Source organism: Bacillus sanguinis (genome assembly GCF_018332475.1).
GTDB lineage: Bacteria > Bacillota > Bacilli > Bacillales > Bacillaceae_G > Bacillus_A > Bacillus_A sanguinis.
The window spans coordinates 1-24544 of sequence record NZ_BOQB01000247.1; the positions used below are offsets into that span (position 1 = coordinate 1).

A 24544-nucleotide genomic window follows, 5' to 3' on the forward strand; every position below is an offset into this window, starting at 1 on the left:
TATACAGAAGAAGGAAATTTTGATTTAGTCGGAAACAATATTCCCATTTTCTTCATTCAAGATGGCATTAAATTCCCCGATCTTATTCACGCCCTTAAACCTGAGCCGCATAATGAGATTCCACAAGGACAAACAGCACATGATACATTTTGGGACTTCATCGCCAATAACCAAGAATCCGCTGCGATGATGATGTGGATTATGTCTGATCGTGCCATTCCAAGAAGTTTTCGAATGATGCAAGGGTTTGGTGTTCATACATTCCGCTTAGTGAATAAAAATGGAAAGTCGCGATTTGTAAAATTTCACTGGAAACCCAAGCTTGGTATCCACTCATTAATTTGGGATGAAGCTCAAAAATTAGGTGGCGCTGATCCAGATTATCATCGCCGTGATTTATGGGAAAATATTAATGCGGGAAATTACCCTGAATACGAACTTGGCATTCAAATTTTAGAAGAAGAGGATGAATTTAAATACGATTTTGATATATTAGATGCGACGAAAATTTGGCCTGAAGAAGATTTCCCCGTTAAAATCATCGGAAAAATGACATTAAATCGCAACGTCGATAATGTATTCGCTGAAACGGAACAAGTCGCACTTCATCCTGGTAGTATCGTCCGTGGTATTGATTTCACCAATGATCCGCTTTTACAAGGTAGGCTCTTTTCTTATACAGACACTCAATTGGCACGCGTCGGTACAAATTATCAAGAACTACCGATTAACCGTCCGGTATGTCCATTTCATAACAATCAAAGAGATGGTGCCTCTAAATATATAATCGATAAAGGAAAAATTGCTTACCATAATAATTCCTTAGCAAATAACACTCCTTACACTGTCCCCGGCACTAAGGGTGGGTTCGTTACATATCCTTCTACTGTATCAGGGCATAAAACGAGAGAAACAGCCGCTAGTTTCAAAGATCATTTCTCTCAAGCACGTTTGTTTTGGAATAGTATGAGTAATGTTGAAAAGGTTCATATTATGCAAGCCTTCTCCTTTGAATTAGGAAAAGTAAAAAGTAAATCGGTCCGCCAACAAGTCGTAAATATGATTGGACATATTAGTACTGAATTAGCTGCGTTAGTCGCTGAAGCGATCGGAGCAAAAGTCCCAAATATTCAAGAATCGGGCGTTACGAAATCATCGCCAGCACTCAGTATGGCAAATACGACATTTAGTCCTAATACATTACGAGTAGGTGTCATTGTTACAGATGGATATGACGGACAAAACGCACAATATATAATAAATCAATTGAAACAAGCTGGGTTGCAACCAGTGATTGTTTCCGAACGATTAGGTATCGTGCAAGGAACGCAAAATGTACGTTGGGACGTGAATGACACTTTCTTAACGGGATCCTCACTTCTTTATGACGGTCTACTTCTTATTGGAGGAAACCTTGATGAACAGTTTCTTAATAAAGCAAGTTCATTTGTCGTAGAATCATATAATCACTTTAAGCCAATTGGTTCCTTTCAAAATGGATCTACTGTTATTCAATCTTTAAATATTGAAGGAAAGCCTGGTGTCTTAATAGAACAAAATCCTACGCAACTTGCAAACGAATTCATTAAAGCTATGACGAAACAACGATTTTGGGATAGAGCATATGAATAGGATAGGGGGATAATTTATGTTTGTTACCGTCGAGAAAGATGTGCATATTTTTGTGCAAGACGTTAATCCCGGGCCAGGTAGTAAAACCGTGTTCTTCGTCCATGGCTGGCCTTTAAATCATCAAATGTACCAATATCAACTCAATGTGTTACCACAGCACGGTTTCCGCTGCATCGCTATGGATATACGTGGAAACGGGCAATCTGATAAACCGTGGACTGGTTACACATACGATCGTTTAGCAGATGATATCGCCATTGTTCTAGAAGCACTTCAAGTAGAAAATGCTACATTAGTCGGTTTCTCAGTAGGTGGCGCTCTTTCTATTCGGTACATGTCCCGCTACAATGGTCATCGCATTTCTAAACTTGTATTAGTCGATGCTGTTTCCCCCTCTTTCGTTAAAAATCAAGAATCACCCTATGGTGTCCCAAAAGAACAAGCTGATACCCTCATTAATCAAATGTATGCCAATCTGCCTAAATTTTTAAATGATGTATCTTTATCATTTTTCAATAGAAATTTAGGTTCTGCTACGTTAGAATGGTTTTCTTATCTCGGCATGCAGTCTGCTTCCTACGCTCTCATCAAAATATTGCAAGCTGCCGCAAATGAAGATGTAACGAAAGATTTAAGTAAAATTAACGTCCCAACAAAACTATTCCACGGTGCTCACGATCAATTGATCCCTTACAAAAGCGCTGAACTCACGCAAAAGCGGATTAAAAATGCTCAGTTACACCCTCTTACCAATAGTGGTCACGGCTCTCCAATCGATCAAGCGGATGAATTAAATGAAGAACTTATAAAATTTTTACATTCATAACAATCTATACCAAATCATGTCAATACAAACGCAGTTTTTGAAAAGATTAAAATTCACATATTTCTCACAAATCAATCAATAAAACGATTACATTTTCATTTATACTAAATGTACAGGTAATACTCCCTAAACCCAGCTTGTCTGGTTACCCCGTTAAATACTATAAAAAAGAACTTGTATCGTTATACAAGTTCTTTTTGTTTTTCTATTTAAAAAGTATATCTTTACTATACTGTTTTCCAGCAAGCAAATCATATTGGATCATTTTATATTGCTCTAACATTTCTTTTTGTTTCTTTGTTAAATCTGTTATCTCTTCCCCATCTTTATTAACCTTTAACTCCTCTTTAAGGACTGGTATTTCTTTATGCATTTCCGATAAAAATTGATAGAATGGTGATTTATTTATCCCTGCATAATCCAAAACAAGATTAGAAAAATAAATTGGGCTTACTAAACCTAGGTTGTCATTTGGCAAGTCAAAATTTGCATACATTAACAATGGCGTTTCTGACATAGCTAATCTTTCATTTAGAGTTTCTTCATTCTCTATATATCCAGCTTCTTCATAGATAGCTTTATTTACCCCTAATATTGGTAAGTGATCTCCGAAGAAAACCAATATAGTAGGTCTTTCTAGCTCTTGAATTTGTTCTACTAAATATTTTAGAGCCTCATCAGAACGACGTACACCCTCAGTATATGTTTCTAATTCTGCTTTCGATCCCTCATCTGTTAATCCATTAACTTCTATTTGTTTTTCTTCAAACCGTCCTGGATTGAATGGGAAATGATTTTGCATCGTAACTGCATGAATAAACGTAGGTTGCTGTCTCTTATTTAATTCCTCTAGTATTTCTTTACTAATAGATACATCGCTAATATAATCTCCAGCTACCTCTACGTTGTTCATTGTATCTTCCGCATTGAAATTATCAATTCCTAAAACATTATATACATCATCCCGCTTATAAAATGATCTTCCATAAGCATGAATTGCATTCGTATAATATCCATGTTTTTTCAATTCACTTGCGATAGACGGAATTTCTCTTTGCCCTGTCACCGCTTGTTGATATGGTATAGAACCTGGCTTTAAAAAGCTCATTGAATAGCTCGTTAACGCTTCAAATTCTGTATTTGCTGTGTTCCCTCCGAATACAGGAGCTATTGTTTGTCCACCTGGAAAATTCTCAATATAATGATGTAAATTCGGCACCGGATCTTCGCTAAACGAAAGATTCATTAGCTTTGTTGGATCCCAAAAAGCTTCACTCATGAAAAATATAATATTTGGTTTCTCGGTCTTCTCTTTTTTTCCTACATCGCTTCCATATTGTTTTTTTATATCATTTGAAATTTGTAGCATAGTTTCTTTTGAATATTCTTCTGGCTTCTCAATGACAGTTGTGTCTAAGTTACTGACAAACCCTAAAACAAAACCATTATCAGTATAGTTTACATTTTGATTCCAAGCTACAAAGGTTACCCCATATTTTTGCAATACACTATTCATAAATGTATTAGGATAATTACTATATGCATACACCATAAAAGTAGAGCCACATATTAAAATAATTCTCGTAATTATATTAGGTTTTATAACTGGAGTATGCTTTCGTATATACATAACTAAATATACAAGCAGAGTAATCCCGAATATTCCTAAAAATATAGTCCACCAACTAAAATAGTCCATGACCATTGGTATAACGGACTGCATTTGAGTAATCTGTATGAAATCAGACGGATAGAATGGATCTCCTCTAAAAATAAGTTTAAAATGGTTCACAATTCCAAAGATAGTTAGCACCAAACTTGTTATCGTGACACTCAAAAAGATTCGTCCAAGCAAACTATACACAAGAACATATATCATATAAATAAATAATAAGCTTAATACATACTGTCCGTATCGAATATAAACCCAGTTATTAACTAATACAAGGCTCATATTCTCCTGTATCATGATATACATCCAATTCATTGTATGGGCAATTAAAAATAGTAAAGCATAAGCTTGAATAGCCGGCCTAAGCTTATGGCTGATGCCTTTATTTAAATGAATAATGTATAGTAGTACACTCCATAAAACAATAATGAGTATACTTAACGGTAGTTTCTCATTAAAAAATTCTTTAGTTCTCTCAAATTCGAAAGATCTTAACATAACAAAAAACAGCGTTTCTAAACAGATCGCCCACATTCCACTAAGAATGATAGAAATTAATAGGTTCTTCCTCGACTCTTGACGAGAAAAACTAAGATAAAATTCATCTCTTCTTCGTTGTTGTGTTAAAAAATCAAAACGCAATTTATTCCCTCTTTCCTTTACCCCTTCGTCTCGCATCCACAAACATATTGTCCTATACAAAATACCATATTTGTATGCAGCTAGTCTCCCTATGTGCTTGTAATATATACATGTATCCTTAATTTTCCCTTAAAACTTTAATGCGTCCTCCCCATTCAGGATTGAACGTGATAAACCTTCTTCGCTCTATATTCTAACAGCATAAATGAACTATGCTTCACAAAATTATTACCATAAGAAAAGAACCTACCAACACTGACAGGTTCTCCTTCATTTTAACAGACATGAACATATGTATCATATAAAAGAATACATCCATACTTTCCATATAATACATACAAGTACGATAACTACAAAATCAAAAAAATCTAATCTCGGACCCTTTTCCATATTCATCTCTAGCCACATATGAACCCATTTTATTTTTGTATATTTTTGAATGTTTTTCTTTGCAAATCGGTAAACGAGTACTTGCATAATAAAAAATCCGACTACGAAAATGAACAATAAAATGAGAAAATCAACCACAAAATTCCTCCCTATTTTTGCAGCGATTTTTCTACTATATGATTTCTCAAAACCCACTCTTCAAACTGAGCACTTCCAAATTCCCAGCTAAGATCACGAGCATGTACAGAAAAAACGTAATGACCAGCATATTCGTCCATAAATCTACCTGTCTCGATCTCATCTTTCTGAAGTCCGTATGCCCCAAAATTAAAATACACATCCCACACGTCTTCATTCTTCCGCTTATAAGCAATCGATTCCATATCACATTCTGTTCCGAAATAATCAAGATGTAAATGTACGCTATCATCATATTCGTACTCCATTTTATCACCCCTTATATTTGTACTTCTTTATCACCAAAAAAATTCCTGCTATCTATACTCACATATGGGCACTTACCTACATATCATGCTTGTAGAGTGACTTCTAGGAGGTGTTATATAGTGAAAAAATTAATAGCTGTTTTTTGCATCATGTTACTAGCTGTTTTCACATTTACTGCTTGCAGTAGTAAAAAGGAAGGTACGAAAGAACAAACGCAAAACATTCGCATCGGCGAAGTTACCCATTCTCTCTTCTACGCCCCATTATATGTCGGGATTGAAAAAGGATTTTTTAAAGAGGAAGGATTAAATATTGACCTCCAAACAACAGCTGGCGGAGATAAAACGATGACCGCCCTATTATCTGGCGGAATTGATATTGCTCTCGTCGGTTCTGAAACGTCTATTTACGTTCATCAACAAGGAGCAAAAGACCCTGTCATTAACTTCGCACAGCTTACACAAACAGACGGAACATTTTTAGTTTCGCGTAAAAAATTAGACTCATTCAATTGGAATGACGTAAAAGGTGTTACGTTTTTAGGACAGCGTAAAGGCGGCATGCCGCAAATGGTTGGAGAATACGTTTTAAAGAAAAATGGCATTGATCCTCAAAAAGATACGAACTTAGTTCAAAACATCGAATTTGCTAACATTGCAAATGCCTTTGCATCTGGTACAGGAGAATTTGTACAGCTCTTTGAACCGACTGCAAGTATATTCGAAAAAGAAGGAAAAGGATATATTGTCGCTTCGTTCGGAGCTGAATCTGGCACTGTTCCTTATACATCGTTCATGGCAAAAGAAAGTTTCCTGAAAAAGGATAAAGTTGCTGCTGAAAAGTTCACACGTGCGCTCTATAAAGCACAACAATGGGTTGATACACATAGTCCCGAAGAGATTGCTGATGCCGTGTCTCCATTATTTAAAGACACTTCAAAAGACATTACAGTAAAAGTAATTGAACGGTATAAAAAGCAACATTCTTACGCGACAAATCCGCTATTAGATGCTGAGGAATGGAAACAGCTCCAAACGATTATGAAAGAAGCTGGCGAATTACAAAAAGAAGTTCCACATGAAGCGCTCGTCAATACAAAAATTGCCGAAAGCGTTATTAAGAAATAGAGGCGAAGTGTATGAGTTTTTTACAAATACGTAACGTTTCTCACTGCTTTTTCGCAAAAGAGAATGCTAAATTAATTCTCGAAGACATGAGTTTACAAGTGGAAGAAGGCGAATTTATTTCTATACTTGGGCCAAGTGGTTGCGGCAAAACGACGCTCCTCTCCATTATTGCCGGGCTACTTGATCCGATAGAAGGTATCATCTTTTTAGATGGTGAGCCCATTACAACGAAAACTTCATCTATGGGATATATGTTGCAGCAAGATTACTTGTTCCCTTGGAAGACAATTGAAGAAAATATTATGCTTGGACTTCATACTCGAAAACTTTACAATGAACAGACGAAAAAACACACTTTACAACTTTTAAAGCAAGTCGGTCTACACGATGTAGAAGAGCTATACCCTCGCGAACTGTCTGGTGGTATGCGTCAACGTGCCGCCCTCGTCCGAACGTTAGCGACCGATCCAAAAATTTTATTGCTGGATGAACCATTCTCGGCGCTCGATTATCAAACGAAATTGAAACTAGAAGATCTCGTTTTCAGTTTACTACGCAAATATAAGAAAACTTCACTACTCGTAACACACGATATTGAAGAAGCCATTGCAATGAGTGATCGTATTTATTTACTGCAAGCGAACCCTGGAAAAATCGCGAAAACATTTATCGTCCCAGAAAGCATTCGTTCCTTATCACCGTTAGAATCACGCCACCACCATGACTTCCCATCCCTCTTCCAAGATATATGGAAGGAGCTGGAGCGCCTTGGATAATATAAAGCAACTCCATGAACAGTTTCAGAAAAAAGAACGCAACCGCGCATGGTTAGCACGCTCACTGCAGCTTTTACTGCTCATTCTTTTCTTTGCACTATGGGAAATAGCTAGCAAAAAAGAGTGGATTGATCCTTTACTCTTTAGCTCTCCTTCAAGCATTTGGGATCTCTTCCTTAGTAAATGGCTTGACGGTTCGCTTTGGGTTCACATATGGACGACACTCCTTGAAACAGGAGTAGGCTTCATTCTTGGAACAGTGCTCGGCGCTATTATCGCTACTTTTCTTTGGTGGATGCCACTTCTCGCTCGCGTGCTCGACCCCTATCTCGTCGTCCTTAACGCCATGCCAAAAGTGGCACTTGGACCTATTATCATTGTCATCTTCGGTCCAAATATTTCTTCGTCGATTGCAATGGGGGTAATCATTTCCATCATCATTACCATTCTCGTTATTTACAGCGCATTTCAAGAAGTCGATTCTAACTATATAAAAGTGATGGACACATTTGGCGCCAATAAGTGGCAATGTTATAAGCAAGTAGTTCTCCCTGCATCCTTCCCAGCAATTATTTCAACGTTAAAAGTGAATGTTGGTTTATCATGGGTCGGTGTTATATTCGGCGAACTTCTCGTCTCTAAACAAGGTCTTGGCTACTTAATTAGCTACGGATTCCAAGTATTTAATTTCACGCTCGTCTTACTGAGCGTACTACTCACCTGTGTCCTCGCAACACTTATGTATGTGTTTGTTGAGGCATTTGAAAAACTTCTAATTGGAAAACGAAAAAGAAGCTGACTTAGGGCGATAGACTATAGTCAGCTTCTTTCTTTACCTTTTATCACACATCTTTGTTTCATTTGTAACGTTGCCATCCGCGACTGTAACTGTATGGAAACAATCTTTCACACGTACTGTAACGACATTTTCTTTTCGATCTATTACATGATAATCATCGTACTTTTTATTTAATGCACTACGAATTTGCTCTCCTTCAAAAATCGGAAAACCGTGAGACATTACCCAAATGAGACCAGCAACCGCAAGAATCGTTTTCATACGTTTCATTACCTCCTTGAGAGTAAACTTATAGTCCCTACAATATGCGCATTATAATTGTGTCTAATTTGTGACATTTTTATACTAATTCTCTTTTAAATCTCCTGTTCCTTCTTCTTTTTATAAAAAAGACAGAATTTTCAATTTTATCAACAAAAAAACGCAAAGAACTAAAATTCTTTACGTTTTCTTGGATAAAACATATAATTCGCATTATTGTCCACTTTGTTGCTCTATCGTTTTCGAAACATCATATAATCCCGACAACACTTCCGCTCTCATTTTTACAAGTTCAGGGAATTGATAGAAAAAGGCGATTTTTTTATACTTTAACTCCGATCCTTCTTTCACCTTTTTTGAATCTTGTAAAATAAACGCTGTAAATGTATCTGCGATATCTTCCGCTACATTTGTTGTTCCGTATTCAGATACAAACTCGTCCCGTTTCTCCTTGAAAAATTGCATTTGAGCTTCTTCACTTTCTTCCACTTTCTTCTCTGTCCATTCTTGCTCAATTTGTTTCCAAAAAGAATTATGGAATTGATTAATATAAGAACTCTCTCTCGCACATCCTTCTTGTAAGAAAAGTGATTTACATTTATTTTGGTATGATGAAATATCTTTATCTTCTTCAAAATCCTTCAAATACTTTTCATCTACTGGTATTTGCTTATGCCCAAGCGTCAACACATGAGCCGTCTCATGAATTAATGTTTTCATCACTTCATCGATATTTACCGCAGAATCAAGCGTATCTAAGCTAAGAGTCCAATCTTTCGGATTCTCCATACTAGGCATAACGTGGGCAACAACACTGTCATAACCATCCGTTATTAGATCGAATTCTGTTATATTCACGCGATATTTAGCTGGGATAAGCGTGCGGTACATATCCCATAAGTCTTCATGATAATCTCTATCTTGACGTTGTTGTAGCACCTCTTCTTTCGCTTCTTTATCTTCAGCGAATACCTCATTTAAACGCTTCCGTTCTATTTTTTCAAAATAAGGATCTACAATTTCATCACCATCAATATAATAAGATGCTAAAAAGAAATAATTTTCATCATTCTCTTTTTTCTGCTCTGCCTCTTTCATATCCGCACTTTCATGCTCTTCTATATCATAATCTTCTACTGCTTCAAGCTCAGATAATCCATCTATTTTTTCATATACTTTTTGAAGTTTATTATCTCCTATTTTCACGCATTCTTCTTCTGTTTTACAAACTTCTTTTTCCTTCACACTCTTCATAGAACTATCGCATCCCGTTATGAAACCAATTGCAACGATAAATCCTACTAACTTACCATAAAGTCTCTTCATATAAACCTCCGTCGTTCCATTCTACAAAAATATCATAATCAATTTCTAACGAATATGCGATACTTAATTATACAAACTGTAAGGAGGTTTCTCATGATTCAAGCAGTCTTATTCGACTTAGATGGAACACTATTAGATCGGCGCCAATCTTTAGAACAATTTATTCATGATCAATATAATCGCTTTGCCTCTCACTTAATGAACATAGAAAAATCAGAGTATTGTTCTCGATTTCTTGCGCTCGATAATAATGGCTATACGTGGAAAGATAAAGTATATGCTACTCTCCTTTGCGAATACAACATTACCACTTTAACACCAGAGCAACTGCTGCACGACTATATTACAAACTTTCAACACCATTGTATTCCTTTCCAAAACATGCATGAATTACTTCAGCGTTTAACACAACAAAATATTAAAATTGGTATTATCACAAACGGCTTTACTGACTTTCAAATGAATAATCTTCGCGCACTACATATACATACGTATACAAATAAAATTCTCGTTTCAGAAGCGGAAGGAATTAAAAAACCTCATCCCGACATTTTCAAACGAGCTTTGCAAAAGTTAGGTGTTAAGGCAGAAGAATGTCTTTACGTTGGGGATCATCCTGAAAACGATGTACTTGGTTCTGAACAAGTAGGGATTCTTGGTGTTTGGAAGAGAGATTCGTTTTAGTATGACTTTGAGCATTCGCGTGTGGTGGATGATTTGTTGGAGGTGCTTTCGTTTTTAGAGGTAGAGACAAAAACAAGAAAATAGTCAAAGGAGGCTTCGTTTCTCGAACGCCGCCTCTTCCTTTATGATTCATATACTGTAAACTGCGGTTTACTTGGATGATCCTTAACTAGCGCATCATCTGGAAACTTTGAAACTTTTTGATATAAGGCAATGTCACCGATACAACTCGCTGTTAGTAAAATTCCTAAAAATGAGAGTGGCTCCAGATTCATAGCTAATCCCAATACAATTGGCAAAATTCCAGTCGGTAAAAACGGTAACATTAACACTTTCTTCATTTGCTTTACTGTAATTTCTTTTTTAGAATGCGCATATGCTACACCTAATTTCCAATTGACGCCCCATGTTAGTTCACTCCACGGAACACCGCCGATATAGCGAAACCCTATTAAATGTATTGCCTCATGAATACAAACGAAAACAATCATTCCAATAATCAAAAGAAACATAACGGGCAATGTAAATTCAAATTGAACACCGCCTGAAAGAAATATATGCAAATAACCAATTCCAAACGCCAACGCAAATATTATAAGTAATGAATAGATATTTAACTTAACCATCGAAACAGTGACAGTCGTTTCTTTTCTATTCTCCATCTTCCCCCTCCTAAAACGTAAGTATTCCTTTATAAAATTGTATAATACACCTAAAACAATATAAAGATATATTTTCATTTATTCTTAAGCACAAAAAAGAAACCGGCCACTTTACTTCGTAAAACAGCCGATTTCTTCTATATGTTTCATCGTACGCGCCAATACATCGTCGCGCATTATAAAGCTAAATTTTCTATCCGTTTTAATGTTGTCAGGAATGTCTGTTAATAAAACAGATCCCTTCGTTTCTTCGTAATGCGTATGCTGTTCTACCGCACTAATTGTTGCAAAATAAATGTTTTTAATGATTATTTTGTCTTTTCCAGATACTTTATATTGTCCTAAGTAAGTTAAATCAGAAACTATGCCGCCGGTTTCTTCATGAACCTCTCGAACTGCCGCTTCTTCCGGTGTTTCCCCTAGTTCTACTTTACCACCTGGAAATTCAAGACCGCGACGTAAATGATGCGTTAATAACCATTGATCCCCGTACCGGCATACAACCCAAACATGCTTTGGCTCAGGAGAAAATGGATAACGTTCAAACGATAATTGTACAGTGTTGTGGTAATAATCTTTAAATTTGTACATGCCATTACTCCCCTATTGATGGTTACAAGTTTTTCCTACCACAAATTGTAGCATATTCTCGCTTTTCTGCATAATATTATCCAATTATAATCCATTGATTATTCCCATTTGCGCGACTAATTCTTTCGTCTCATGATTTCCTAAATCGTAAATCATTTTATATGCTTTTTGTAGTTGTTCATCATATCGGTCATTATTAGAATCGTGATGATACTCAACAAATGGAATGTGGGAGCGTACAAATGAACCTAAATCCTCTACATATGCTTGATCGAAATACTCTCTTAACTCCGTAATTTCCTCATCACTTGCGGAAATCTCAAAATTATACGTATCCGCCGTCTTCACTTGTGAAATTTGACCGTTTCCTATTGATATATAATATGTTTTTTTCTGCTCCATGTAACACCCTTCTTTCATCCTTTTAGTTTCTATTGTTTTCATCAATTACAAAATTATGTAAAATAAAGAAAAGGAGGGATTTCATGTTCAAAATATTAATTATCGGTATTATAATCGTCCTAATCATACTAGTACTCTCCGTCATGACGATTAATAAAGGCTATGCATATAAACATTCTGTTGATAAACCAGAAGATAATCCTTATACAAAAAATAATAAGGAGGATTCATAATATGCTTCGTGTACTTCGCATTGCAATCGCACTCACTGTGATCATAATGTCGATAATCGGGCTCTATACAGGTCAAAATAACTTTCTACCACTTTCACAATTTTTATTAGGAGCTCTCATGTTCCTCATTGCAATGGAACAAATAAAAAAGAAGGATTCAGGAACAGGATTCATTTGTATTGTTGCCGGTGCTTTCATTTGGATTGTTCTTATCATTAGCTATATAAAATAAAGGGGATACATGTATGCTAAAAGGATTGCGAATTACTTTTTCACTTATTGCTTTATGTATAGCAATCTATAGTTTCTTTACTAGTAATAGAGAAATTATGCCTTATATGTTCATCTTTTTAGGGATGATGGCTTTCGTTATTAGTATAGAGGAAATCTTAAAACAGCAAAAAGGTGGTAGTATACTTGCTCTGTTAGCAGGAGCTGGTGCTTTATTTCTTGGCTTCTCAGAAATATTTCGATAAATAGTCTCTTTAAAGGAGGTATACAATGCTAACTGGATTACGCTATTTTTTCATGCTTCTCATATTCTCTCTTTGCACTTATTCTCTTGCTACCGATAACTTCACACTTCTCCCATACATGCAATTTGCTCTCAGTTGTTTCTTTATTCTTCTAGGAATTAATGAACTGAAATCCGGAAGAAAATCAATGGGCATCTCGCATTTTTTCGTTTCTAGTCTTATGCTCTTCATTGTAATATCGAATTACTTTCACTAAAGATAACATGTAATTTCCAATCACCTACCGCCTTTCATTTCTTAAAAATGCTCATAAGTGAAACTCTTTGTTTTTCTATACAACCTTTACTTTTCTCTTTTACAAATAAAAAAACTGCCCTTTCACAGGCAGTTTTCCTTCTTATCCGAATACTTTCTCAAGTTCATCTTTATCTTGGCTTAACCAGAAGTTCATTAAGCGTTGTGCTCCTTCTAAGTCGTGAAGCTTCGCTTGGCCACATTGTGTTTCATTGGCAGCTGGAATTTCTGTAATTTGAACCGCATCTTTTAATGTTAGTTCTAATAAATCAATGATTTCTCGAACCGTTGGTGTTCCGCTTACTACAAGATAATATCCTGTTTGGCAGCCCATCGGTGAAATATCAATAATATCGAAATGCGGATAACGATCAATATATTTACGTAAATTAAATGCTAATAAATGTTCTAACGTATGAATAACATCTGGTTTCATTGCTTGTTTATTCGGTTGACAAAAACGAATATCGAATTTATTTACAATACCGTCACTACCTACATTGTGAACTCCGCAATGTCTTACATAAGGTGCCTTTACAATCGTATGATCTAATTCAAAGCTTTCTACTGATGGCATACAACATCTCTCCCGCTTTTAATTTAATTCCGTTATATCCAATATGATATAACGGAAATCAACATTAGTAAAGTATTATGTACAGTCGTGCTATAATACTTTAAGACTATGCTGAAAAGGAGACCATTATGAAACAGATTTTTATTGGGATTATACGCTTTTACCAAAAATTCATTTCTCCGATGACACCACCAACATGCCGCTTTTATCCAACTTGTTCTCATTACGGATTAGAGGCGTTTCAAAAACACGGTGCATTAAAAGGTTTTTGGCTTACTTGTAAGCGTATATTAAAATGTCACCCTTTCCACCCGGGAGGATTTGATCCTGTCCCAGATAAAAAGGATGACAAAGTAAATTCTTAATTGTCGTAACCATTCACAACTAAATCTAATTTTCCTGTGTCAGGATCGATAACAAGACCGTGAACAGGTACTTCTTCTGGAAGTAACGGATGGTTGCGAAGTATTGATACGCTATGTTCTACACTTTCTTCTACACTAGAGAACCCTTGTAGGAATCTTTCTAAATCGATTCCAGAATAACGAAGTGTATCTAATTTCTCATCTGTTATACCGCGCTCTTTCATCTTCTCAATTGTACTGCTCGCTTGAATTTTTGCCATACCACAATCGTGGTGACCAACTACACAAACTTCATCAGCACCCAGCTCATATACAGCAACTAAAATACTACGCATAATACTTCCAAACGGATGTGAAATAACAGCGCCTGCTACTTTAATAATTTTCACATCACCGTTGCGCATATTCATCGCTTTCGGTAATAATTCAACAAGGCGAGTATCCATACAAGAGATTATTACCATTTTTTTATTTGGGAATTTTCCCGTTTCGTACTCTTCGTATTTTTTTTCTTCAACGAATTTTTCATTGTATTGTAAAATCTCTTCTAATGACTTCATAGTAAAGGACCCTCTTTTCTCTCATTTACATTACTTATATAGTGTACCAAAATATGAAAAACACAAAAAGCATATTGTATTATTATAAAAGCAATATATTTTCAGATAACCGCCATAATTCTTTCAAAATATACACACAGCTTTGTAACATGTATCACATACTCCAATTCTATTTTCACTATAAACTAATTGTAGATAATGTAAAAAAGGAGTGAGTATTTATTATGTCCGACGTTCTATTACTGAGTCGTTTTCAATTTGCAATTACTATTTTTTATCACTTTTTATTTGTACCTTTGACAATCGGACTTGTTATTTTAGTAGCATGTATGGAAACTCAATACGCCCGCACATTGAATCCAACATACCGCAAAATGGCAAATTTCTGGGGTAAATTATTTACAATTAACTTCGTAATGGGGATTATAACCGGGATTACGATGGAATTCCAATTTGGAACAAACTGGTCTGAGTACTCCAAATATATGGGAGATATTTTCGGATCACCTCTCGCAATCGAAGCACTCGTTGCCTTCTTCTTAGAATCTACTTTCATGGGAATATGGTTATTCGGTAAAGACAAAATCTCACCAAAGTTCCGTGCCTTCTGTATGTGGATGGTTGCACTTGGAACAAATATTTCCGCCCTTTGGATTATTACAGCAAACGGCTTTATGCAAAACCCTGTTGGCTACGTCGTACGTAACGGTCGCGCTGAATTAAATGATTTCTGGGCACTTGTTACAAACCCATATGCTTGGAACATGTTCTTCCATACTGTAATTGGTTGTTATATCGTTGGTGCTTTCTTCGTTATGGCAATTAGTGCCTATCATTTATTACGTAAAAACGAAGTGGAATTCTTCAAAAAATCATTTAAGTTTGGTTTACTGTTAGGTTTATTCGCCGCAACTGTTACACCGTTTATGGGGCATCAGTCTGGTGTATCAGCAGCTAAATATCAACCAGCTAAAGGAGCTGCAATGGAAGCAGTTTGGGAAACTGGTAAAGGACAAGGCTTCTCAATTGTTCAAATTCCTGATGTAAAAAACGAAAAGAACTTTGAATTCCTTACGATTCCGAAATTAGGAAGCTTTTTCTATACAAACTCATTTGATGGCGAAATTGTTGGTTTAAAAGATATTCCGAAAGAAGATCGCCCAAATGTTAACCTCGTGTACTATAGCTTCCGCTTAATGGTTGCACTTGGTATGTTCTTTATGGCATTAACTTGGTATGGCTTCTATTTAAACCGAAAAGGAAAACTAGAAAACTCAAAACGTTATTTAAAAATTACAATGTGGTCTGTTTTACTGCCATATATCGCAATTAACGCTGGTTGGATTGTTGCCGAAGTAGGTCGTCAACCGTGGACAGTTTATAAACTAATGCGTACAGCAGAATCTGTATCACCTATATCCGTTCCACAAATTTGGTTCTCATTAATTAGTTTAATCTTGTTCTACACTTTACTTTTAATCGCAGACGTATACTTAATGCTGAAGTTCGCGAAAAAAGGACCAGCAGCATTAGAAGAACCTGCTACTGAAGGAGGTACAGCTCATGTCTCATGATATGCTTGCAGTCATCTGGTTCGGTTTATGGGGTGTGATTTGGACAGTTTACTTCATTCTTGATGGCTATGCACTTGGTAATGGAATGATTTTTCCATTCGTTGCGAAAGACCGCCAAGAACGAAATCAATTACAAGAAGCAATTGGACCATTTTGGGGTGGTAATGAAGTATGGTTAATTACAGCTGGTGGCGCAACATTTGCTGCCTTCCCAGTCACATATGCCAATATGTTTAGTTATCTATATACACCACTATTTTTAGTATTACTTGCACTATTTGCTCGTGCCGCTGGACTTGAATTCATGCATAAAGATGATTCACCAATTTGGCAAAAAACTTGTAAATGGGCATTTGCAATTGGTAGTTTCCTAATCGCCTTCTTATTTGGTGTTACGTTCGCTAATCTTTATTACGGACTACAAATCGGGAAAAACGGTTATGAAGGAAATTTACTTAGCTTACTAAATCATTACGGTATTTTAGGAGGTCTTTTCTTCACTGCTATATTCGTCGTATCTGGTGCCCTTTGGGTTATGATTAAGACGACTGGTGAAGTATCTGATCGTGCTTATAAAATCGCAAGACCATTTTCAATGGCAGCTGCTATCATTTTAGCTATTTTCTACGTAGCAACTGCAAATCGTACAAATTTATTCCAAAACTTCACAGAATATCCGGTACTATTCATTCTTCCGGTACTTGCCATGTTAATGAGTGTACTCGCACTCATTATGGTGTACAAACATAAAATCGGTCTTGCATTCACATTTGTTTGCTTAACAATCGCAATGTTTATGACAACTGGTTTTGCAGGCATGTTCCCAAGAATGTTACCGTCACGTATTAACGACGCATACAGCACAACGTTATACAACGCAGCAGGTAGTCAATTAAACTTAAAAATTATGTTCTTCGTTGCAATGGTTATGGTACCGATTGTTATTGGATATCAACTTTGGAGCTACAGTATCTTTAAAAATAAAATTCATAAAGACTCTGCTAAAGGGTATCACTAAAATGAAAAAAGACACTTCGTTTGAAGTGTCTTTTTTATGTATGATTTTTGATAAGATGTTATATTTCCAATCTAACAACTATAATACAGAAGAATCATTAACAGCTCACAGCTAGATTGTAGCACAGGGCCAGTTCATCATTTTATGCAATTTTACATATTTCTCTATAAAGTAAATTGTATTCCCTGATCACTCGCATCGCTATCCCCTACATCTGTCGTACTAATACCACTAAATGTTTGTACTTTTTTTCCTGTATTCGATGATCCTGATCCATTATAAGCCTTCGTTTTTTCAATTGGCTGCACGTTATATTTATCACCTACATTAATCGTCCCGTTACAATTCTCAATAATAACACCTTCCACAATTGACGGCATTTTGTCACCTACTTTCATTTCGTTACTTTTATTTTATGAAAGGTGCCTAAAAAAATAGCATGTTTCCATAAGAAAAAGCACTCAGACTGAGTGCTTTTTCTTATTTACCTTTTTTCTTTTTCTCACAAGCAATTCCATCGCCATCACGGTCTAAATGCTTACCATAATACGGGCTATCTCTTGTAATGTCATAATATCCCGCATCGTTTGCTTCTTTACAGTTCGCAAAACGTTTCGGATCTGGTTTCACTTCTGGTTTCGGTTGTGGCTGTGGTTGTTTTGCTCCTGGTCTTTCTTCAAATGGTAACGTTGCATTATATAAGAACTGAACGTATTGCTCACGACTTACATGCATTTTAGGTGCGAATTTACCATCACCAGTTCCAGCCGTAATATAATTTGATTTAATTGCAGTAATCGCAGGATTCGCCCATCCATTTCTATCTACATCCGGGAAATTATGATCCCCTCTAATTTGTAATTGGAATCCTCTTGTCAAAATTTGTGCCATTTCTTCACGAGTTAACGAATCTTTCGGTCTAAATTTTCCTGTGTTATCTCCAACGAATACACCCATCTCTGTTAAAGCAAGAATCTCTTTTTTAAACATAGTTGAACGATCCGTAATATCTTTATATGGATTGTTATACTGTTCTTTTACTGTCGGTTTTAAGTGACGGAACATAAGAGCTGCAACTTGCTCACGCGTTACATCATCACCAAATCCAAAAATCCCATTTCCGTATCCAGCAACAACGTTTTTATTTGCTAAATCCATAATTGCTTTATAAGACCAATGATTGTTTGGAACATCTTTAAAACCTGCGCTTGCCTGCGCTGTTCCAATTGAAGAAAATGCTGTAGTTACAACAAGTGCACCTGTTAAAATTAATTTTTTAAATCCCATACTTAAGTCTCCTTCTCTTTCTATAATAACCATTTAACAATATAACAAATTATTCAAATGTATTTTGTCACATTCTGTCGAACACAAAAAAGAATCCAGCAGGATTCTTTTTTGCTAAGCATGAATGGCAATTTTGGAGACAGTTGACTTCTTCAAAAATTTATTAGGGGTAATATTTTGAAAAAGAAAGCCTTTCATATGTAGGTTAACACCACTGGAATATATAGTAAATTGATAATATTTATACGGAAGATTGCTAATGTTTAGTATAGATAGTTTCCACTATGCAAACAGTAAAAACTGTCTATACTAAACAATAAAAAGGCGCCTTCAGAGAAGGCGCCTTTCATAAACAGACACTATAAAACAGAATTATTTATTGTTATACGATTGTTAGATACAAAAAGTAGAGGGAAATGTTTGTATTACATTCTGTTTTATAAAGTATGTCTACCACTTATATTTTAATCCTCTTCACTTGAAAATAAATCTAATATGCATAATTACATACAAAAAAGAAAAGACACTCCATAGAGTGCCTCTTCAACCATTTTACTTTTAATATATCGCTTTGAATATATTGTAACATACGTATCCATATATTTTATTGAGAAAATTCAAAATCCTTTTTCTTTCATTTTCAATTATAAAATCATGTAATATAAAAGGTATGTCAAATTCTTATACAAGTCGAGGTGTACTATATTTATGCTGTATTTCGGAATTATCCCTCTTATACTGTTTATTATTTTTCTTATCTCCTATTTAAAAGATCCACGAAAAATAATAAACGGCTTTTTATTTAATACCTTTATCTGTTTTTTCCTTCTTTTTTGTGTAATTATATCTGTGAATTCAAGTAGTGATATCTTACGCTATAGTATCATTTTACCTATTTTAGCACTTATCATTATGATTCCTTTTGGCATTATTGCCTTAATGTTTGGGTTATTTCTTAATGCTAGAATTTTAATGAAGCGAGAAGGACGACGTTTCACTAACTGTTTAACACTCCTTGCAGCTTTAGGGATTTTATTCTTTATGTTACTTCCTATTATAAGTCCAGCAAGTTTCTTCTCATCACATTTACAACCTATTTTTGCTGGAATTTCTTTTATAACCGTATATTTCTTTATACACTTATCTAACTTCTTAAGCGCTTATTTTCTATATCAATTCAACAGACCAAGGCGTAATCAAGATTTCATCATCGTTCTTGGTAGCGGCTTAATTAATGATAAAGTACCACCTTTACTTGCAAGTCGTATTCATAAAGCAATCGACTTTTACTGGAAACAAGCGGCTGTAAATACACCACCAACAATTATTTTCTCTGGTGGCCAAGGTCCAGATGAAGGCCTACCAGAAGCAGAAGCGATGCAAAAGTACGCTGTTGAAAAAGGGATCCCACTTGAACATACGGTGCAAGAAAATCGCTCTGTAAACACGTATCAAAATATGTCGTTCTCTAAAGAAATTATGGATTCTTTAAAGCCTGAAGGTAAGTATAAAAGTATTTTTACAACGAATAATTTCCACCTTTTCCGCGCTGGTATATATGCAAGACAAGCAGGACTTAATAGCCAAGGAATCGGATCAAAAACTGCATTTTATTACTGGCCTAATGCAATGATTCGTGAATATGTCGCAATTGTCGTGATGGGGCGTAAACGTCATATGAAAGTTTGCGGAGCTATTTTAGGATTCTCTTTATTCCTATCCGTGCTTAGTTTTATCATTTCTTAATAGTATCCCATCCTTTGAAAGGATGGGATTTCTTATACTCATTTCAAAAATATTTTAAAGATAATATGGTGATAATATTCCCTGCATACATCCATTAAAGGAGAATTTTTTCAAATTAAATGTTAAAATGGAATTTAGGTGTGAATGACGTAACAAATAAGAAACTAGTTTGAAACGAGGAAATTACATGGAGAAAATTATCAAAAACAAGCCCAATAAGCTAAAAATTGCTTCAAAAGCTTTGATGATTATTATTGGGGCATTTATCACAGCGTACGGATTAGAAGCGGTATTAATTCCAAATAACGTATCAGACGGTGGTGTGACTGGTTTAAGTATCGTTAGTTCAAGATTATTTGGATTACCATTAGGAGCTCTAATCGCAGTTATTAACATTCCTTTCGTTTGGTTAGGATATAAACAAATAGGTAAAAGCTTTGCAATTTATTCTATTATCGGAATTGCTTCATTAGCAATAGGTACCGTTGTTATGCACGGAATACCAGCTATTATTGAAGGCGATACATTATTAGTTACAGTTGTTGGTGGTATTATTATCGGTTTTGGTATGGGACTAGCATTACGTAACGGCGGGGCATTAGATGGAATCGATATGCTAGCTGTATTGCTTTCTCGTAAGTTACCATTTGGAACGAGTGACCTTATTTTATTCTTAAACATGTTCGTATTTATTTTCGTATCAACAGTATTCGGTCTTCAAGGAGCTATCCTTTCGGCAATTGCTTACTTTATTGCTTCGAAAGTGATTCATATCGTTGAAGTTGGTTTAAGTGGTTCGAAAGCATTTAAAATAATTACAAAAGAGCCTGAATTAATGGTAGAAACGATTCGCGACCGTTTAGGCCGAAGTGCAACATATAACGAAGTATACGGTGGTTATTCAAGAGAGAAATTCAAAGAAATTTCTTGTGTAATTAACCGTTTAGAAGAAAGTAAAATGAAAGAACTTATTAATGAAATCGATCCAAATGCCTTTATTACCGTTTATGACGTAGCAGAAGTAAAAGGCGGTAACTTTAAGAAACGTGATATTCATTAATCATTATGAAAAACGAGGGTGTGCCAACATTTTGGCACACCCTCTTCTTATTATCTGTCGTTAAGTCGATCTATTCCAATAATCACTTATATATTTTTACTCGCCCCATCTTCCCCCGCTTTTAATCCACGCTACATATTTTTGAAAGGCGGGCACTTCCTGTTGAAAGCGGAGCGGAACATATAGAAAGAGAGTACATGTACATAGTATCCATAGAATACCTACTACAAAGTGAAATTTCATCGTTGTACTAATGAACAAACTTAAGAATAATACGAGGAACATAATTACACTAAATCTTTTATACATAGTCATACTAATCCCTCCTTATACATTAATTGTACCAGCTACAAGGAATTAATTTCCACAATAAAAAGACCGAAAAGCAACTTCCACTTTTCGGTCTCTATAACTACCTTCTCTTCGTAATTTTTCCTGAACCACCGACCCTCGTTTTCGGAGGAGAAGTATTCCTTGGCGGCGTTTTAATAGATGATTTCGGCTTCACATCTGATCCGCTCGAGCCACCTGGTGTTTTCGTAATTTTCCCTTTGCTCCCAGTAGAAGGCGGAGGGGTACTACTTCCTTTTTTCGTAATACTTCCTGTATCTCCTACGGAAGGTTTCGAATCTACATTATCGCCTCTCTTAATGATAGATCCTTTCCCTTCCTTCGTAATTGGAGGAGGAGTTTTCTTTTCTTCTTTCGTAGGTGGTCTTTCTGGAATAACTGGTTTATGACTTTGTCTGTCATTATATCCGCGATAATCACCGTACGATGATTTACGTGAACCGAATATATCGTTTAATATACTACCCATAATATATCCTTGCAGGAAGGACGGTTGGTAATTTTGACGGACAAACTCTTTATTACTTATTTCAATTAACGTATCAGATGGTTTCTCTTTATCCTTTTGCAAGTTATAAATCTTATCAGAATAAACGAGGAACATTTGATTTTCGTCTTCTTTAGATGCTTGCTTCGGTTCTCTTTCATCAATGAGTTCCTTTGCGACTTCAGGAACTGACCGATTGGCGGCCCTATACACGTAAGATTCTTGTTTACCTTCTTTTGCGACAGATTCAAGCGGATAACGGTCTTGAATCGACTTTGTCTGCCCGCCTTGACAACCTGATAAGGCATATCCAGCAACAACAAGTAATATAACGATAGCAAGTATAGGGATCACGAACGATTTAATCATGGTAAACAATCGGTTTGACATGATTACGCCCCCTTACGTTGCTCTTATAATTTGTACATCAGCAGGAATAATTGCTTCTCCCTCATACATCATTGTGCGACCATTTTGCCATTCAATACGTAATAATTTTCGGTTATCTGATTGAAATTCCCATACATGCTGTTCCTCTGAAGCAGAGAATGGTGTTTTTCCCATCACAACAACACGTCCGTTATATTGCTCTTCCATATGGTACTCTGTATCATCCATTTCAATTGTCGTCGGAATTTCATCAATTGAATCTAGACGACCATCGATTGGTGTATATAATTTGTAATACGTATTTTCACGGTCTTCAATTTTCAAGTAACGAATATCTTTCCCGTCTTGCAGTGTTAAAACAATTTCTTTACGAGAATGCATACTTGTTTTCCCAGTTAATTCGTACATAACTAATGAAACTTCAATCATATCGCCAGGAGCTAACGTTAACAAACTCTTCTCCGGTTTCGGCGGCTCTGGGCTCTTCATTATATTTTTAATGCGTTTGAATAAACTCACGATCTATCCCTCCTTCTCTCTTTATAAACAAGCACCTAAAATAAGTGCACCAACGATATGTAACGATCCGGCCAACATCGCATGCGCAACACTGCCTTCTTTCGTACCTTCTTCTAAATCTAAACCAGCCATTTTCTTTAACACAAATTCGATAAACATTTCTACCACTAATAAAATAACGAAAGAAACTGCTGATGCAAGTAGTGCTTGCCATAAGTCGTTTGCTTTCGTAATCGATTGAGATAAAATGTACCCTTGCGCGAATAATTTCATGACGAACCGAGTTGTTACAGCTGTATTCCCATTTTTAATTTCTTTTAAATCATTGTATTTAGTAAAAATTGAATCAACCCACATAATTGCAAATAAAAGTACTGCACTCGCTCCAGTCCATACAAGCATGGCTAACACATTTGTCCATGTCATTGCAAAACCTCCTCTAAAAAAATAATAGAAAACCGACATGAATTCTCTTCAGACATGTCGGTTTCTTTGTCTATTCTATATTATTTCTCATACTGCTTCATAATACGAGCTAATTCATCATCAACAGCAGAATTTTTGTTTAAGCTTGCGAATTCATCATCTAATGATTTTTCTTTTTTGTACACTTCACCGCTTGCTTCTGCTTCAGCCTCTAATTGAAGAGCTTTCTCTTCCATACGGCTTAAACCAGCTTTCGCTGAGTTTGAATCAAATCCAGACATCGCCTGATTAATATTCTTTTGTGCTTTCGCCGCATTTACACGTGCTACAAGTGTCTCACGTTTATTTTTCAGCTCAGTTAATTGCTTACGCATTTCTTCTAGCTTCAGGCGAAGATTATCAGCAGCAGCTTTGTTTTGCTCATAGCTTGCTTTATACTCATTCATCTTTTGCTCTGCATTTTGTTTCTCTTCAAGAGCACGACGCGCAAGATCCAGGTTGCTTGCTTGAACAGCCATATGAGCTTGCTCTTCACGTTTTTTCACAAGTGCTTCTTGCTCTTCAAATAAGATTTTGAATTTCTTCTCAAGCGCAATTTGAGCCGCTACACTTTTCTCTGCTTCTTGTACATCCGCTTGCATATCACGTAAATATTGATCCGTCATCTTAACTGGATCTTCCGCTTTTTCAATTAATGAATACACATTTGACATTGTTAAATCTCGTAATCGTTTAAATACAGACATTTAAATTCCTCCTATGATATACCTCATATTTTAAATTCACTACTTGGAAAAATAAAAATCTTCCTTAACAGTAAAGAATAGTCATTTTTACAGCTATGTGTTTATTATAACAAAACAAAGATGTCCTTACATGTTATTTCCAAAATACATTCATTATAATATGACATTCTAGATACAATATTGTATTTCTAATATATT

The 24544-nt window shown here is 35.7% G+C and carries 30 protein-coding genes and 1 pseudogene; 14 read left to right on the top strand and 17 right to left on the bottom strand.

The window, feature by feature from the left end; translation table 11 throughout:
- The coding region (locus KI369_RS22540; protein WP_212957460.1) for a catalase at positions 1-1632 on the top strand (1632 nt) is incomplete at its 5' end.
- 16 nt (positions 1633-1648) lie between these two features.
- Complete coding sequence (locus tag KI369_RS22545) at positions 1649-2458, top strand: alpha/beta fold hydrolase (RefSeq protein WP_212957461.1); 810 nt, start codon at positions 1649-1651, stop codon at positions 2456-2458.
- A gap of 205 nt (positions 2459-2663) precedes the next feature.
- On the opposite strand, the gene KI369_RS22550 is transcribed toward KI369_RS22545, so the two are convergent.
- The 3 genes from KI369_RS22550 to KI369_RS22560 all read right to left on the bottom strand — a co-directional run bounded on the left by KI369_RS22550 (position 2664) and on the right by KI369_RS22560 (position 5608).
- Positions 2664-4808: an LTA synthase family protein gene (locus KI369_RS22550; RefSeq protein ID WP_212957475.1), complete on the bottom strand. Its 2145-nt coding sequence runs from the start codon at positions 4806-4808 to the stop codon at positions 2664-2666.
- A gap of 261 nt (positions 4809-5069) precedes the next feature.
- Entirely contained in the window at positions 5070-5300 is a 231-nt protein-coding gene (locus KI369_RS22555; protein ID WP_212957462.1) for a hypothetical protein, read from the bottom strand.
- A gap of 11 nt (positions 5301-5311) precedes the next feature.
- Positions 5312-5608 carry a DUF3986 family protein gene (locus KI369_RS22560; RefSeq protein WP_063223632.1) on the bottom strand — a complete coding sequence of 99 codons (297 nt, stop codon included), beginning with the start codon at positions 5606-5608 and terminating at the stop codon, positions 5312-5314.
- A 120-nt stretch (positions 5609-5728) separates the two neighbouring features.
- On the opposite strand from KI369_RS22560, the gene KI369_RS22565 reads away from it, so the two are divergent.
- The 3 genes from KI369_RS22565 to KI369_RS22575 are packed head-to-tail and all read left to right on the top strand — an operon-like array spanning position 5729 to position 8311.
- Positions 5729-6736: an ABC transporter substrate-binding protein gene (locus KI369_RS22565; RefSeq protein WP_212957463.1), complete on the top strand. Its 1008-nt coding sequence runs from the start codon at positions 5729-5731 to the stop codon at positions 6734-6736.
- An 11-nt stretch (positions 6737-6747) separates the two neighbouring features.
- Positions 6748-7512: an ABC transporter ATP-binding protein gene (locus KI369_RS22570; RefSeq protein ID WP_212957464.1), complete on the top strand. Its 765-nt coding sequence runs from the start codon at positions 6748-6750 to the stop codon at positions 7510-7512.
- On the top strand, positions 7505-8311 hold the full coding sequence (locus KI369_RS22575) for an ABC transporter permease (RefSeq protein ID WP_212957465.1): 807 nt from the start codon (positions 7505-7507) through the stop codon (positions 8309-8311). The genes KI369_RS22570 and KI369_RS22575 overlap by 8 nt, the downstream gene beginning before the upstream one ends.
- A gap of 33 nt (positions 8312-8344) precedes the next feature.
- Here KI369_RS22575 and KI369_RS22580 read toward each other — a convergent pair whose 3' ends face one another.
- Positions 8345-8572, bottom strand: a complete 228-nt coding sequence (locus tag KI369_RS22580; RefSeq protein ID WP_000849118.1) for a hypothetical protein — start codon at positions 8570-8572, stop codon at positions 8345-8347.
- Between the two features lie 213 nt (positions 8573-8785).
- A complete protein-coding gene (locus KI369_RS22585; RefSeq protein ID WP_212957466.1) occupies positions 8786-9898 on the bottom strand; it encodes a recombinase family protein in 1113 nt (370 codons plus the stop codon).
- Between the two features lie 93 nt (positions 9899-9991).
- On the opposite strand from KI369_RS22585, the pseudogene KI369_RS22590 reads away from it, so the two are divergent.
- Positions 9992-10666, top strand: a pseudogene (locus tag KI369_RS22590) (HAD family hydrolase).
- Positions 10667-10704: 38 nt separating this feature from the next.
- Here KI369_RS22590 and KI369_RS22595 read toward each other — a convergent pair.
- The 3 genes from KI369_RS22595 to KI369_RS22605 all read right to left on the bottom strand — a co-directional run bounded on the left by KI369_RS22595 (position 10705) and on the right by KI369_RS22605 (position 12237).
- Positions 10705-11244 (bottom strand): DUF3267 domain-containing protein, encoded by a 540-nt coding sequence (locus KI369_RS22595; protein WP_212957467.1) that lies wholly within the window; start codon positions 11242-11244, stop codon positions 10705-10707.
- A 111-nt stretch (positions 11245-11355) separates the two neighbouring features.
- Positions 11356-11835, bottom strand: a complete 480-nt coding sequence (gene mutTA / locus KI369_RS22600; RefSeq protein ID WP_000276389.1) for an antimutator 8-oxo-(dGTP/GTP)ase — start codon at positions 11833-11835, stop codon at positions 11356-11358.
- An 84-nt stretch (positions 11836-11919) separates the two neighbouring features.
- Positions 11920-12237 (bottom strand): hydrolase, encoded by a 318-nt coding sequence (locus KI369_RS22605; protein ID WP_212957468.1) that lies wholly within the window; start codon positions 12235-12237, stop codon positions 11920-11922.
- Positions 12238-12320: 83 nt separating this feature from the next.
- On the opposite strand from KI369_RS22605, the gene ytzI reads away from it, so the two are divergent.
- Genes ytzI through KI369_RS22620 form a run of 3 tightly spaced genes read left to right on the top strand, consistent with a single transcriptional unit; the run spans position 12321 to position 12946 of the window.
- The gene (gene ytzI / locus KI369_RS22610; RefSeq protein WP_145959740.1) at positions 12321-12470 is read left to right on the top strand and encodes a YtzI protein; all 150 of its coding nucleotides are present in this window, start codon (positions 12321-12323) and stop codon (positions 12468-12470) included.
- A 1-nt stretch (position 12471) separates the two neighbouring features.
- Positions 12472-12702 (top strand): DUF3953 domain-containing protein, encoded by a 231-nt coding sequence (locus tag KI369_RS22615; RefSeq protein WP_000946673.1) that lies wholly within the window; start codon positions 12472-12474, stop codon positions 12700-12702.
- Positions 12703-12715: 13 nt separating this feature from the next.
- A complete protein-coding gene (locus KI369_RS22620) occupies positions 12716-12946 on the top strand; it encodes a DUF3953 domain-containing protein (RefSeq protein ID WP_000911975.1) in 231 nt (76 codons plus the stop codon).
- Positions 12947-13343: 397 nt separating this feature from the next.
- On the opposite strand, the gene luxS is transcribed toward KI369_RS22620, so the two are convergent.
- Entirely contained in the window at positions 13344-13817 is a 474-nt protein-coding gene (gene luxS, locus KI369_RS22625; RefSeq protein ID WP_001141371.1) for an S-ribosylhomocysteine lyase LuxS, read from the bottom strand.
- 128 nt (positions 13818-13945) lie between these two features.
- On the opposite strand from luxS, the gene yidD reads away from it, so the two are divergent.
- On the top strand, positions 13946-14182 hold the full coding sequence (yidD, locus tag KI369_RS22630) for a membrane protein insertion efficiency factor YidD (RefSeq protein WP_000809334.1): 237 nt from the start codon (positions 13946-13948) through the stop codon (positions 14180-14182).
- Here the strand turns inward: yidD and KI369_RS22635 are convergent.
- Positions 14179-14742: a beta-class carbonic anhydrase gene (locus KI369_RS22635; protein WP_212957469.1), complete on the bottom strand. Its 564-nt coding sequence runs from the start codon at positions 14740-14742 to the stop codon at positions 14179-14181. The two genes, yidD and KI369_RS22635, sit on opposite strands and share 4 nt — an antisense overlap.
- A gap of 224 nt (positions 14743-14966) precedes the next feature.
- On the opposite strand from KI369_RS22635, the gene cydA reads away from it, so the two are divergent.
- Both cydA and cydB read left to right on the top strand, forming a co-directional pair.
- On the top strand, positions 14967-16316 hold the full coding sequence (cydA, locus tag KI369_RS22640) for a cytochrome ubiquinol oxidase subunit I (protein WP_061677535.1): 1350 nt from the start codon (positions 14967-14969) through the stop codon (positions 16314-16316).
- On the top strand, positions 16306-17334 hold the full coding sequence (gene cydB / locus KI369_RS22645) for a cytochrome d ubiquinol oxidase subunit II (protein WP_212957470.1): 1029 nt from the start codon (positions 16306-16308) through the stop codon (positions 17332-17334). The genes cydA and cydB overlap by 11 nt, the downstream gene beginning before the upstream one ends.
- 164 nt (positions 17335-17498) lie before the next feature.
- Here the strand turns inward: cydB and KI369_RS22650 are convergent, their stop codons facing one another.
- Together KI369_RS22650 and KI369_RS22655 are read right to left on the bottom strand one after the other, a co-directional pair.
- A complete protein-coding gene (locus KI369_RS22650) occupies positions 17499-17732 on the bottom strand; it encodes a spore germination protein (protein WP_274382469.1) in 234 nt (77 codons plus the stop codon).
- 82 nt (positions 17733-17814) lie between these two features.
- The gene (locus KI369_RS22655; RefSeq protein WP_212957472.1) at positions 17815-18621 is read right to left on the bottom strand and encodes an S-layer homology domain-containing protein; all 807 of its coding nucleotides are present in this window, start codon (positions 18619-18621) and stop codon (positions 17815-17817) included.
- Between the two features lie 708 nt (positions 18622-19329).
- Between KI369_RS22655 and KI369_RS22660 the strand changes: the two genes are divergently transcribed.
- Entirely contained in the window at positions 19330-20367 is a 1038-nt protein-coding gene (locus KI369_RS22660) for a YdcF family protein (RefSeq protein WP_212957473.1), read from the top strand.
- Positions 20368-20554: 187 nt separating this feature from the next.
- On the top strand, positions 20555-21427 hold the full coding sequence (locus tag KI369_RS22665; RefSeq protein ID WP_000411241.1) for a YitT family protein: 873 nt from the start codon (positions 20555-20557) through the stop codon (positions 21425-21427).
- A 96-nt stretch (positions 21428-21523) separates the two neighbouring features.
- Here the strand turns inward: KI369_RS22665 and KI369_RS22670 are convergent, their stop codons facing one another.
- The 5 genes from KI369_RS22670 to KI369_RS22690 all read right to left on the bottom strand — a co-directional run bounded on the left by KI369_RS22670 (position 21524) and on the right by KI369_RS22690 (position 24346).
- Positions 21524-21742, bottom strand: a complete 219-nt coding sequence (locus KI369_RS22670; RefSeq protein ID WP_000180098.1) for a hypothetical protein — start codon at positions 21740-21742, stop codon at positions 21524-21526.
- Positions 21743-21839: 97 nt separating this feature from the next.
- On the bottom strand, positions 21840-22655 hold the full coding sequence (locus tag KI369_RS22675) for a DUF4247 domain-containing protein (RefSeq protein ID WP_212957474.1): 816 nt from the start codon (positions 22653-22655) through the stop codon (positions 21840-21842).
- A 12-nt stretch (positions 22656-22667) separates the two neighbouring features.
- Complete coding sequence (locus tag KI369_RS22680) at positions 22668-23174, bottom strand: DUF4178 domain-containing protein (protein WP_000051749.1); 507 nt, start codon at positions 23172-23174, stop codon at positions 22668-22670.
- Between the two features lie 21 nt (positions 23175-23195).
- The gene (locus KI369_RS22685; RefSeq protein ID WP_000220322.1) at positions 23196-23600 is read right to left on the bottom strand and encodes a DUF350 domain-containing protein; all 405 of its coding nucleotides are present in this window, start codon (positions 23598-23600) and stop codon (positions 23196-23198) included.
- Between the two features lie 80 nt (positions 23601-23680).
- Entirely contained in the window at positions 23681-24346 is a 666-nt protein-coding gene (locus KI369_RS22690) for a PspA/IM30 family protein (protein ID WP_000110287.1), read from the bottom strand.
- Positions 24347-24544: the final 198 nt, after the last annotated feature.